Below are 12,776 nucleotides of genomic sequence, written 5' to 3'. Positions count from 1 at the left end.
GAGGAAATCAAATGATTTTTCACAATTTGAAAAAACAAATCAAGTTAACTTTACGTGATAAAAATTATTTTATTTTTACACTTATTTTTCCTGTCGCTTTGATCTTTGTTCTCGGGAATTTGCTTTCGGGTTCCTTTAATCAAGATACTTCGGCTCATCTGCAAATTGTTTACACACAAGATGGTTCGAGTCAACTTGGGCAAGCGTTTGAACAGTTTGCGAAAGCCGCGGGATCCAAAAATGTCACTTTTACAGCAGAGAAAAATGAAGCAACTGGAAAAAAGAAAGTACAAAAAGGAAAAGCCACAGCTTTTGTCAGTACGGAAAATGAGGAGTTAACGGTTGTAACAAACTATCCAGAGACTGTCGAAAAAGCTATGCTAGATAGCTATATCGGAGCTTTTTCATCCGAGTATAGTTTTATAAAAGGAACAGCCAAAATTGACTCAAGCCAAATTGAAAAAGCGGTAGAGCGTGTCAAACTTCCAAAAGGGGCAATTAAAACGGAAAAAGCTTCGACAAGCGATAATGTATCATCGTTTGAGTATTATGCGATTGCCATGATTAGTATGACGATGATGATGGGACTTGTATACGGAATCAATAGTTATCGTGCTGAAAAATTGCGAAATACGATAGTTCGTTTAGAAACGGCACCTGTCAGGAAAACGCAAATTTTGTTTGGTAACTTTTTTGGAGAGCTGACAGTGCAAGTGCTTGCCTTAATCATTTTGATGCTCGTTTCTCAATTTGTGTTTGGCGTCCAGTGGGGCAAATACGCCATCTTTATTTTCGCTGTCTTTCTAAGCTTAGGCATTTTTTCAGTCTTTCTTGGGATGGCACTTGATATCTTTAGCAATGGGAATCCAGCCATTGCGGGAGCTTCAACGATCATTGTGAACATCTTTGCTTTCATTGGTGGCGCTTATTTTCCGATGATTTCGCCAACGATCCAGAAGTTTTCTCCCATCGGCTGGGCGAATATCAGCAGTCGAGAAATTCTTTATAATCATGATTTAAGTGCCATGACTATTCCAATTACGATGAACCTAGGCATGACGCTAATTCTCTTGTTGCTTGTGTTGTTTGTTCAAAAAAGAAGGAGGGCCTGAGAAGATGAGACAAACTGGGTGGATTTTTAAGCATAACTTGGAGATATTAAAAAAATCCAAAGTAAGACTTTTATTATTAGTCGGTCTTCCCATCGTAAGCATTCTTATTTATTTCTTTGCTTATGGTTCGAGCCTTGGAAGTGAGACGATTAAAATCGGCGTTGCGAATCAAGATAAAGGCTCCTACACAACAGCGCTTGTGAAGCTTTTAAAAGCTGAAAAGAATATATCCGTGACAGAAGTTTCAAAAGCGCAAGGCGAAAAAGAACTACTAGGCGGGCAAAAAAATGCGCTCATAGTGATGGAAAAAGGTGCAAATAACTCGATTCAGCAAGAAAAGCCATCTCACTTTAAGGTGAAAGCACTACAAAGTGAAGATACAGCCAAGTCCATTGAGCGAATGCTTGCAACTCAACTAGAAAAACTGGTTAAAATTGAACGAATCAGTGAAGGAAAAGACTTTAACAAAAGTTTCACGGCTTACGAAGCGGAGCAATTAACCGTGAAAAATGTGAATCTCTCAAGCAAAAGTGAAGTAGATAAAAACATGTCTGCTCAAATTATCGGTTTCTTTTGTATGATGCTACTTTACGCAGCAGGAAGCCTCGGGGAACTGCTTTTAAAAGAAAGAGAAGAAGGGACGTTTTACCGTTTGATGTCAACGCCCGTAAGCAGCAAGCAATATATTTTAGGCACAGCTTTGTTTTCACTAGTGACTTTACTTGCTGAAATTGTGATTTGTTTACTGGCAATGCGCTTTGCCTTTCAAATCGATCCAGGTACTTCGCTCGTATCGCTCTTTGCTGTCTTAGCTTTATTTGCTGTTTTTGCGATTTCCATCTCGCTTGCCTTTAGCTTTATTTTTAAAAGCAGACGAAGCTTATCAGCCGTGCAGACTACGATTTTCACAATTTCAACATTGCTTTCAGGAGCGCTTATCCCCATCCAGATCATGCCAAATTTCATGCAAAGAATTGCGGAATTCATGCCACAATTTTGGGTCATGGACGCAGTGAGCAAATTACAACAAGAAACGGAATTCTTTGGCCTTAGTCTCAACGTACTAGTATTACTAGGATACACACTTTTCTTCCTAAGCCTAGCTGCTTACCGCTACACGCGAAACAGTGAAATCAAATCCTTCATTTGACCGAAGGAATTATCGTTTCGATGCGCTTTGAAAAATGATATGATAAAACCATAAATCAGAAGCGATAAAGGTAGGGATAAACTTGGAAGTAGTGGAAAGTTATCAAGATGCCGAAAGTGTTCAATCGAATACGATTCACTTGAATCAAACAAAGGATAGTTATTTCTTAAATAGTAGCATTCGCTTTAAAGGGACGGGCAATCTACTTTTTGTAGAAGACGGAGCCAAAATCAAGGATACCAAACTGCTTTTTGCAGGAAATAATTCCGTGATTTACCTCGGGCGATCAGCTTGGCCTTATCAACTGGAAGCCGATCTTCATCATGACAATGTGCTTCATTTTGGCCGAGATAATTCTTTCAGCGGACAAACGCGGATTATTCTTTCGGAGCAAAAACATTTATTCGTAGGCGATGATAATATGTTTTCCTACGATGTGCTGTTCCGGAATGCCGATCCACATTTGATTTATGATATGGAAACGAAAAAACGGCTGAACCCTAGCCAAAGCATTTTTATCGGCGATCACGTTTGGATTGGGCAAGAAGTAAAGTTTTTAAAAGGAACGAAAATCGGATCAGGTGCGATCGCGGCAGGCTTTGCAGTTTTGACGAAGAAGTTTCCCTCTAATGCGAGCGTGGGCGGGAACCCCGCGAAAGTGCTGAAGCGCAATTTGTTTTGGACGAGACCAGCCGTCCATGCCTTTAAAGAACAAGAAACCCGAAATGCTCTTTTTCAAGAAACGGACGATTTTAGCTTCAAACGGGCTGCGGATACCTTTTCGTTTGCCAAGCTAGATGCCGAACTTGATGCCCGCAAAACCCCACAAGACCGGCTTGCCTTCTTGAAGCAACTTTCCGAAACAAAAACCAAAAATCGGTTTTTCATTGGGAAATAAAAATCCCCTGCCGCAACACTTGCGGCAGGGGATTTTTCAGACTTCACGAAGTTTCAGCACCGTATCCTCATCAGGCGTTGTAAAGTAAGTCGTTTGATTATCATAAATGACGTATCCAGGTTTAGAACCATTCGGCTTCTTGACATTTTTAACCAGTGTGGCATCAACAGGAACACTTCCTGAAAGACGTGCTTTCGAGTAGAAAGCCGCGATCATCGCCGCTTCCTTGATCGAGGTTTCATCCGGATCAGTCGACTGGATAACAACATGCGAGCCGGGCAAGTCTTTCACGTGGAACCAGAGCTCCTGGTTCCGCGCTAGTTTATTCGTTAAATACTCATTTTGCTTGTTGTTTTTCCCAACCAAGATCGAAAGTCCCGTTGAAGAACGGTATTTGTCGAGTTTTGGCGCAGCATTTTTCTTTTTCGACTGTTTGACCTTTTTCAGTCGCAAGTAGCCTTCCTCCGCTAGTTCTTGCCGAATTTCTTCAACATCTTCAGGCTCGGCCGTCTCTAACTGTGACAAAATTTCATCGAGATAAGCATTTTCTTCGTTGGTTTGCTTGATTTGTTCGTTCACGTGAGAAACCGAATTTCGAAGTTTTTGATATCGCGTGAAGTAGCGTTGCGCATTTTGTGACGGTGAAAGCTGAATATCAAGCGGAATCACGATGTCCGGCAGCTCTTCTTCGTAAAAGTTTTGAACCGTCACATCTTTCATCCCTTTTTTGACGAGATGCAGATTGCTTGTAAGCAGTTCGCCCATGATCCGATAACGGTCTGCTTTTTCCGAGTCTTCAAGCGTTTGTTCTAGCTTTTTCAGCTTTAAATCGTTTTTGGCTTTTTCCGTCGAAAGCATTCGCTCAAGATCGTGCCCCATTTGATGGACGCGGTCACGCCGTGCTTTGCCACTGTAAAAATGGTCGAGTAGCGCGCTTAGCGAAGAGAAAGTTTGGCTGTCTGAAACAGAAGTGAGCGGCATAAAATAGTAATCGCTTTTTCCAGCTCGAGTAAATTCAATTGGAGAAGCATTTTTCCCCAAGAATCGGTTGGTTTCGGCTAGAACACTTGAAAAGGCTTGAAATAAATCGCCCATTTCCCGGTAGCGAAGCTCGATTTCCCACGCGAGAAGTGGACTAAATCCAGCGAACTTTCCAACCAGTTGCTTGGAAAGATTCGCATCTAAATCAAAACTTTCCGACTCAAAATCTTCACGTGTCACTTCGAATGGATCTTTCTTGTCGCCTGTTGGAGGGAGCTTGTACGGAACTCCAGGAAGCAAGGTCCGATAGCTATTTTGAGCTGGCGAAAGGTGCTTGATGCAATCAATGATGGTCTCTTTCTCACGGTCAACGAGTGTAATATTACTGTGCCGTCCCATAATTTCAATATAGAGATCTAGATAACGCTTTTCACCGATATCATCTTTACTTAAAATTTCAAAGATGAGAATTCGTTCGTTTGGAATTTGTTTGATATTCTGAATAATAGCTCCTTCTAAATGTTTGCGGAGCAGCATGCAAAACATGGGTGGTTCTGCCGGGTTTTGCGGGATATCGCTTGTCCACTGAAGCCTTGCATAACTTGGGTGGGCAGAAATAAGAAGCCGCTTATTTTCGCGGTTTTTACGAATATAAAGAATCAGTTCATGCGGAAAGGGTTGGTGAATCTTCATGATTCGACCACTTTCGGCATTTTCGCTGATTTCTTGAGTGATTGATTTTAAGAACATTGCATCAAAAGCCATTGTTTTTTCTTCCTTTACCAAAGTAGTCTTGTTCTATTGTAGCATAAAATCGTTCACTTCACGTTTAACTAGGATTTCAGCGGTAGTTTTGCTATAATAATGGAGTGAAAAAGGATTGAGGTGGCGAAATAAATGGTCAAAAGTATGACAGGATTCGGACGTGCTTCAAAAGAAACAGAAGATTTCAAAGTAACGATTGAGTTAAAAGCAGTGAACCATCGCTATTTAGAAACGGTCTTCAGACTTCCAAGGCAATTTCATCATTTAGAGGCTTCACTGAAAAAAGTGATTACGCAAAAAGTGAAGCGAGGCAGGCTAGAATGCTTTTTTTCTTTTGAAGGAGCAAAAGTGGCTGAAAAGCACCTTGCCGTGGACTGGGAATTACTTGACCATTATGTTCGTTTTTTGAGGCAAGCTAAGGAACGCTATGCGATCCAAGAAGAAGTGGATTTGGAAGCGCTCCTCGCTGATCCGGCGTTTTTAACGGTCAGTGAATCGAGCGAAGCTGATCCCGAGCTTCCTGCCCTCATCACGTCAGTTCTAGAAAAGGCAGTGGCTCGGCTAGATGATATGCGGGCTGAAGAGGGAACGGAACTCGCGCTTTACTTTAAGGAACATTTGGTGAAGCTTGAGCGTTTGCTCGAATCAGTGAAAGAGGCCATTCCAGAGACGGAAAAAGCGTATCGTGAAAAACTGGAAGATCGGCTAGCCAAATTAGTTGGCGCAGATTTCGATGAGAAGCTTGTGCTGAGTGAGCTTGCTCTTTTGTTAGAAAAAGCGGATATCAATGAAGAAATTGAAAGATTTGCTAGCCATTTGAAGCAATTTTATAGTATACTTACGCAGGAAGGCGCGATTGGGAGAAAACTTGATTTTTTGATTCAAGAAATGAACCGAGAAGTCAATACGATGGGCTCAAAGGCGATGTCGCTTTCAATCACGCAATGTGTTGTAGAAATGAAAACAACACTTGAAAAAATCCGCGAACAAGTTCAAAATGTGGAATAGATGAAGAAATGAGGGAAACAAAGCATGGCAGAAAGAGGTCTGTTGATCGTTCTTTCGGGTCCGAGTGGTGTCGGAAAAGGCACGGTTCGCGAAGCGATTTTTAAAGATCCGGAGACAAAATTTGAATATTCGATTTCGATGACAACAAGAAAGCCACGTGAAGGGGAAAAAGAAGGCGTCGATTATTACTTTAGAAACCGCGAACAATTTGAAGTGGCGATCGAAGAAGGGCGCATGCTTGAATATGCGGAATATGTCGGTAATTATTACGGCACGCCGCTTGATTACGTCGAAGAAAAACTTGCAAGTGGTGTGGATATTTTTCTTGAAATTGAAATTAAAGGCGCCATGCAAGTGAAAAAACGTATGCCCGAAGGAATCTTCATCTTTCTTACGCCACCTGACCTTGCGGAACTTAAGAACCGTTTGATTGGTCGGGGAACGGAACCACTTGAAGTCATTAATGAGCGCATGGAAACGGCTCGTGCTGAGATTGAAATGATGGCTTCGTATGATTATGCTGTTGTAAATGATGTTGTGAGTGAAGCGGTACGCAAAATTAAAGGTATCGTTGAAACGGAACATTTAAAAACGGAACGGGTACTTCACCGTTACCAAAATATGCTGGAGGGGTTTTAAAATGATGTTATATCCATCAATTGATAATTTGCTTTTAAAGATTGATTCCAAATACTCGCTTGTAACGGTTTCTGCAAGCCGCGCTCGCGAAATGCAAGCGACAAATGATCCGGGTGTCCTACCAAGTTATGAGTCACATAAATATGTGGGCAAAGCGCTCGAAGAAATTTATGCTGGCAAACTGGTTTTAGATGACCACGAAGTATAAAAACAAAACTCCGCATGTAAATGTTGCATGTGGAGTTTTCCTTTATCTTTAAGGAATTTTGTTTCGTTTTTCTTTGGCTGAATCATGTTATAATAACAGTAAACTTTTGAGCTGTAGAGGTGAAAATCATGAACGGAAAAAATATTTTACTAGCAGTGTCTGGTGGCATTGCCGTTTATAAAGCAGTTGCATTAACGAGTAAACTTACGCAAGCGGGGGCAAATGTCAAAGTGATGATGACCCGTCACGCGCAGGAATTTGTTCCGCCGCTTTCTTTTCAAGTCCTATCCAAAAATGATGTCTATACGGATACCTTTGATGAAAAGGATTCTTCCGTTGTGGCACATATTGATTTAGCAGACTGGGCGGATCTTGTGATTGTTGCCCCAGCGACCGCAAATCTCATTGGGAAAATGGCGAATGGAATCGCCGATGATATGGTGACAACAACCCTTCTTGCAACGGAAGCTCCTGTTTGGGTAGCACCAGCCATGAACGTGCATATGATCAAGCATCCAGCTGTCGTTCGAAATATCGAGCGTTTATACCGAGACGGGGTGCGCTTTATTGAGCCAGAAGAAGGCTACCTCGCATGTGGCTATGTCGGAAGAGGGCGACTTGAAGAACCGGAAAAAATCGTTCAACACATCAACCACTTTTTTCAAGAAGAAGAGAAAAGTTTATTTGGCAAGCGAATTTTAGTGACCGCTGGCGCAACTCGCGAAAAAATCGATCCCGTGCGTTATTTAACGAATCGTTCGAGTGGAAAAATGGGCTTTCAAGTAGCTGAGCAAGCTGCACTGCGTGGGGCTCATGTGACGGTTGTGACGGCTGTAAAGGACCCACTGCTTCCAAGTCAAGTTGAAGTGGTTGCCGTTCATTCCGCAGAAGATATGTATCAAGCGGTAATGGAGCGGGCAGATAAACAAGATGCTTTTGTGATGGCAGCAGCCGTTGCAGATTATACACCAGCTCACGTATTCGACCAAAAAATGAAAAAAACACCTGGCGATCAAACCTTTGAAATGAAGCGAACAAAAGATATTTTGGCCGAAGTGGGGCAAACGAAGCGAGCAGATCAAGTGGTGATTGGCTTTGCTGCTGAAACAGAAAACGTAGCAGAAAATGCGCTTCGCAAGTTAGAAGCGAAAAAAGCGGATTATATTGTGGCGAATGATGTCTCACGTGAAGGAGCTGGCTTTGAAGGAGATACGAATATCGTGACGATTTACGGAGCAGACGGAAGCGAGGAAGCTTTGCCCCTACTAGAAAAACGTGAAGTTGCTGAAAAAATCACGGAAAAATTGGCAAGAAAATTGGGGCGTGCTTAGATGAGCCAAGTAGCAAAAGTCATCGTCGACGTTCCGGCTAGACAAGTTGATCGCCCGTTCGACTACTTGATCCCAGCTGAGCTTTCAGAAATTATTCAAGTAGGAACGCGCGTTTCTGTACCTTTCGGTAACCGAAAGGTACAGGGCTTTGTTGTTGCGATCCAGTCGGAAGCTGATACAGATAAATTAAAGGCGATTGATGCCGCGATGGATATTTTGCCGGTGCTCAATCAGGAACTACTTGAGCTTGGTGACTGGATCGCTACTGAAACGCTGTCTTTCCGAGTATCGGTTTACCAAGCCATGCTTCCTGCGGCACTACGCGCCAAATATGAGAAATATTTTATTCGGCTTGATGAAAGCGACGGAGAACTTGAAGCTTTATTTGAAGGGGCAGAGACACTCGATTTCAAAAAGGCCGAACAAAGCGAATTGCTTCCTGCGCTAAAACGTTACTTACATGACGGTGAAATCGAAATCGCTTATCAAGTAAAAAATAAAGCAGTAAAGAAAAAAGCAAAAGTAGTGGAGCGGCTTGCAAGCGTCGCAAAGATTGATGAAGCGATCGCAAGTCTTCCCAAAAATGCTAAGGCCAAAGCACGCGTTCTTCTTTTCCTTGCCGAGCAAGAAAATCCGCGTTTACCGCTTGCTGAGCTTCGAGAAAAAACAAACGCTTCGGCGAGTACAATTACGGGTCTTGAGAAAGATGGCTTTATTCAAATTACAGAACAAATTGTGGCTCGTGATCCTTATAAGGGGAGAACGTTTGAACAAAGTGAGCCGCTTCCACTAATGCCAGCTCAGCAACAAGCACTGGATGCGATTTTGGAAGCTGAAAGTGCTGAAACCTTTTTGCTACATGGGGTAACCGGAAGTGGAAAGACTGAAATTTATTTGCAATCCATCGCTCAAGTGCTTGAACGTGGAAAAGAAGCGATTGTGCTTGTTCCAGAGATTTCACTAACGCCGCAAATGGTCGAGCGATTTAAGAGCCGTTTTGGCGAGGAAGTCGCTGTTTTGCATAGTGCGCTTTCCCACGGCGAAAAATACGACGAGTGGCGTAAAATCGAACGAGGCGAAGCAAAAGTTGCAGTTGGCGCGCGTTCGGCGATTTTTGCGCCATTTGAAAATATTGGGATCATCATTATTGATGAAGAACATGAATCGAGTTATAAGCAAGAAGAAAATCCGCGCTATCATGCTCGTGATGTGGCGATTTGGCGGGCGGAGCGTTATGGTTGTCCCGTTGTGCTTGGGAGTGCAACCCCTTCGCTTGAATCTTTCGCCCGTGCGAAGAAAAACGTCTATACGTTACTTGAACTGCCAGAACGCATCAATCAACAAGTTTTACCTAAAGTAGAAGTTGTCGACATGCGGGAAGAATTGCGAAGCGAAAATCGGACAGAGTTTTCAGTAGATCTGCTTGAGAAAATAAAAGAGCGTATCGCGAAAAAAGAACAAGTTGTGCTTTTGCTCAATAAGCGCGGATACGCATCATTTGTGATGTGCCGGGATTGCGGTTTTGTGATGGAATGCCCGAACTGTGATATTTCTCTTACGTATCACCAAGCTGGAAACCGAATGAAGTGTCACTATTGTGGTCATGAAGAGCAAGTTCCTTCAAATTGTCCTTCTTGCGGAAGTGAACACATTCGTTATTTCGGAACAGGGACACAAAAAATTGAAGAAAGTCTAACCAAACTTATTCCAGAAGCAAGAATTATTCGCATGGATGTTGACACTACACGCACAAAGGGAGCACATGAAAAGCTGTTAACGCGCTTTAAAAATCAAGAAGCTGATATTTTACTAGGAACGCAGATGATTGCAAAGGGGCTTGATTTCCCGAATATCACACTAGTAGGTGTCTTAAATGCAGATACGATGCTATTTTTACCAGATTTTAGAGCTGCGGAACGAACTTTTCAATTGTTGACACAAGTAAGTGGACGAGCTGGTAGACATGAGCTTCCTGGAGAAGTCGTGGTTCAAAGCTATGCACCTGAACACTATAGCATTCAGTTTGCAAAAGAACATGATTACTTAGGGTTTTATCAACACGAAATGCGAATGCGAAAACGCGGGGCTTATCCGCCTTTTTACTATCTCACATTGATCAGTGTGAGCGATCAAAATGAACGAAAAGCGATTCAAACGATCCAAGAAATGAGTCGTTATCTACAAACGAAACTAAGCGGTGGATCATTGATACTTGGACCAGTTCCGAGCACGATCAGCCGGATCAATAATAAATATCGCTATCAGTGTATGATTAAATATAAAGTAGAACCTGAACTAAAAAAAGAACTAAAAACGCTGCTCGATCATTATCAAAAAGAACAGGCTAAAGGACTCACGATTTCAATTGATGTTCAGCCGTATGTTTTAATGTAGGAGGTCAAAATGAAACGAATCATTTTTATGGGAACGCCAGACTTTGCGGTTCCCGTTCTTGAACAGCTGTCAAATAAATATGAGGTGGTAGCAGTTGTCACGCAGCCCGACCGGCCAGTTGGACGAAAACGCGTTTTAACTCCGCCGCCTGTGAAGAAAAAAGCAGAGGAACTAGGACTTCTTGTTTTCCAACCTGAAAAATTGCGTCAATCTGAAGAACTGGAAACACTTATTGGCTTAGAAGCGGACTTGCTTGTTACTGCGGCTTACGGTCAAATTTTACCCAAGCGCTTACTTGAAGCAGAAAAATACGGCGCAATTAATGTTCATGCCTCTCTTCTTCCAGCTTACAGAGGTGGTGCACCGATTCACTACGCGGTGATGAACGGGGAAAAAGAAACGGGCGTTACGATTATGTATATGGTCGAACAGCTCGACGCTGGAGATATGATTGCACAGCGGAAAGTTCCAATCACGGATCAAGATGATACCGGTTCGATGTTCCAAAAGCTTTCTGAAGTGGGGGCCACACTTCTAATGGAAACTTTACCAGCTTTTTTTGCTGGCGAATTCACGGCTATCCCGCAACAAGAATCCGAGGTCAGTTATGCACGCAATATTACGCGTGACCAAGAAAAAATTGATTGGAACAAATCTGCACGCGATGTTTTCAATCAAATACGCGGACTTTCTCCTTTTCCAACTGCGTATACCACACTCGAAGGAAAGCCTTTCAAAATTTTGAAGGCGCATCTTTCAGAACAAACGGCAACCCTTGAACCGGGCAGTTTTGTTCTTCTTTCAAAAGCTGCATTTGGGATTGTTTGCGGTGACGGAGGAGTGCTTGCACCAGACGTGATTCAGCCGGCTGGAAAGCCCAAGATGGAAACGGCGGCATTCATGCAAGGAGCTGGAAGGCAGATTGCCGAAGAAACGAGGTTTGGTGAATAGATGAAAAAAACGACGCGTGAACTAGCGCTTGAATTGCTTTTGAAAATTGAAAAACAAGGTTCTTATAGCCATTTGTTGATTAACGAAACACTAAAAAAATATCCACTCAAGCGGGAAGACAAAGCATTACTGACAGAGCTTGTGTATGGAACGCTACAACGGCAAATTACGTTGGATTATTTTTTAGAACCTTTGCTCAAGAAAAAACCGGAAGATTGGGTGCAGATGCTTTTAAGGCTTTCGGTTTATCAACTTGAATTCCTTGATAAGATCCCAGAACACGCTATTTTGCATGAAGCTGGTGAAATTGCGAAACGAAAAGGGCATGCTGGGGTGACGAATTTCGTAAATGGCGTTTTGCGGAACCTACTTCGAAGTGGCGTGAGAAATCCTGATGCGATTCAAGATCCTGTGAAAAAGCTTGCGGTGAAAGGAAGTTTGCCTGACTTTTTAGCAAAACGCTGGATCGAACAATTTGGCGTCGCGCAAGCGGAGGAGCTTGCGGCCGCTTTTCTTGTTCCGCCCCATCAAACGGTGCGGGTGAATGAAACGGAGACGACTCGTAAGGCTCTTCTTGCGGAGCTTCAAAAAGAAGGAATTGAGGCGGAAGCTTCTCCTGAAATTGCGGAAGCGATTCGAATTAAACATGGCAGCGTTGCGGATACGGCGGCTTTTCGTACGGGTAAGTGCACGATTCAAGACGAAAGTTCAATGCTTGTGGCTTATGCGCTTGAACTTTCGGATGATTTGAATGTGCTTGATGCTTGTGCGGCACCTGGTGGGAAAACGACCCACATTGCTGAGAAAATGCACGGCACAGGAACGGTAACGGCGCTTGATATTCATCGCCACAAAACGAAATTAATTGAACAAGCAGCGGACAGGCTCAGTCTTTTAAATATTCGCGCACATGAGTTAGATGCTAGAAAAGCGAGCGAAGAGTTCGAAACAGCTAGTTTTGATCGCGTTCTCGTGGATGCACCGTGTTCCGGGTTTGGCGTGTTGCGCCGGAAACCAGATATTAAATATAGCAAGCAAGAAGAAGACATCGTTAGGCTTTCTAAAATTCAACTGGCTATTTTAGATGAAGTTAGCCAACTGGTTAAAGAAAATGGTATATTAGTTTATAGCACCTGTACGATTGACCATGAAGAAAATCGTGGGGTAGTTACAGCCTTTTTGGAGAAGCATCCAGAGTTTGAACAGCTTTCTGTTGCTGTACCAGAAACATTAAGGCACTTGAAAACGGGCGATGACTTGCAAATTTTACCAACTGATTTTGGAAGCGATGGTTTTTACGTTTCTAGTTTCAAAAGGCGTCCTTAAGAATGGAGAGAAA

The 12,776-nt window shown here is 42.8% G+C and carries 11 protein-coding genes; 10 read left to right on the top strand and 1 reads right to left on the bottom strand.

All coding sequences use genetic code 11. The features are described from left to right. Positions 1–11: 11 nt before the first annotated feature. The 3 genes from UR08_RS06055 to UR08_RS06045 all read left to right on the top strand — a co-directional run bounded on the left by UR08_RS06055 (position 12) and on the right by UR08_RS06045 (position 3,160). On the top strand, positions 12–1,112 hold the full coding sequence (locus tag UR08_RS06055; protein WP_115752786.1) for an ABC transporter permease: 1,101 nt from the start codon (positions 12–14) through the stop codon (positions 1,110–1,112). A gap of 4 nt (positions 1,113–1,116) precedes the next feature. Beyond that, complete coding sequence (locus UR08_RS06050) at positions 1,117–2,262, top strand: ABC transporter permease (RefSeq protein ID WP_115752785.1); 1,146 nt, start codon at positions 1,117–1,119, stop codon at positions 2,260–2,262. Positions 2,263–2,344: 82 nt separating this feature from the next. Further along, the gene (locus tag UR08_RS06045; protein WP_115752784.1) at positions 2,345–3,160 is read left to right on the top strand and encodes an acyltransferase; all 816 of its coding nucleotides are present in this window, start codon (positions 2,345–2,347) and stop codon (positions 3,158–3,160) included. Positions 3,161–3,196: 36 nt separating this feature from the next. On the opposite strand, the gene UR08_RS06040 is transcribed toward UR08_RS06045, so the two are convergent. After that, complete coding sequence (locus UR08_RS06040; protein WP_115752783.1) at positions 3,197–4,906, bottom strand: Rqc2 family fibronectin-binding protein; 1,710 nt, start codon at positions 4,904–4,906, stop codon at positions 3,197–3,199. A gap of 132 nt (positions 4,907–5,038) precedes the next feature. Here UR08_RS06040 and UR08_RS06035 point away from each other — a divergent pair, with 132 nt between their 5' ends. The 7 genes from UR08_RS06035 (at position 5,039) to rsmB (ending at position 12,763) form a co-directional block, all read left to right on the top strand. After that, positions 5,039–5,914, top strand: coding sequence for a YicC/YloC family endoribonuclease (locus UR08_RS06035; RefSeq protein WP_115752782.1), 876 nt, complete (start codon positions 5,039–5,041; stop codon positions 5,912–5,914). A 24-nt stretch (positions 5,915–5,938) separates the two neighbouring features. After that, positions 5,939–6,553 carry a guanylate kinase gene (gene gmk / locus UR08_RS06030; protein WP_115752781.1) on the top strand — a complete coding sequence of 205 codons (615 nt, stop codon included), beginning with the start codon at positions 5,939–5,941 and terminating at the stop codon, positions 6,551–6,553. 4 nt (positions 6,554–6,557) lie between these two features. Next, positions 6,558–6,761 (top strand): DNA-directed RNA polymerase subunit omega, encoded by a 204-nt coding sequence (gene rpoZ, locus UR08_RS06025; RefSeq protein WP_115753733.1) that lies wholly within the window; start codon positions 6,558–6,560, stop codon positions 6,759–6,761. Between the two features lie 128 nt (positions 6,762–6,889). After that, positions 6,890–8,092, top strand: a complete 1,203-nt coding sequence (gene coaBC / locus UR08_RS06020) for a bifunctional phosphopantothenoylcysteine decarboxylase/phosphopantothenate--cysteine ligase CoaBC (RefSeq protein WP_115752780.1) — start codon at positions 6,890–6,892, stop codon at positions 8,090–8,092. Then, the gene (priA, locus tag UR08_RS06015; RefSeq protein ID WP_115752779.1) at positions 8,093–10,486 is read left to right on the top strand and encodes a primosomal protein N'; all 2,394 of its coding nucleotides are present in this window, start codon (positions 8,093–8,095) and stop codon (positions 10,484–10,486) included. It begins immediately after the preceding gene. A gap of 9 nt (positions 10,487–10,495) precedes the next feature. After that, the gene (gene fmt, locus UR08_RS06010; RefSeq protein ID WP_115752778.1) at positions 10,496–11,437 is read left to right on the top strand and encodes a methionyl-tRNA formyltransferase; all 942 of its coding nucleotides are present in this window, start codon (positions 10,496–10,498) and stop codon (positions 11,435–11,437) included. Further along, on the top strand, positions 11,438–12,763 hold the full coding sequence (gene rsmB, locus UR08_RS06005) for a 16S rRNA (cytosine(967)-C(5))-methyltransferase RsmB (protein ID WP_115752777.1): 1,326 nt from the start codon (positions 11,438–11,440) through the stop codon (positions 12,761–12,763). It begins immediately after the preceding gene. Positions 12,764–12,776: the final 13 nt, after the last annotated feature.

It is taken from the genome of Listeria kieliensis, from assembly GCF_003369925.1.
In the GTDB taxonomy this organism is placed as follows: Bacteria; Bacillota; Bacilli; order Lactobacillales; family Listeriaceae; genus Listeria; species Listeria kieliensis_A.
The sequence above is the reverse complement of the archived record's forward strand: the minus strand, read 5'-3'. Positions and strand labels throughout refer to the sequence as shown.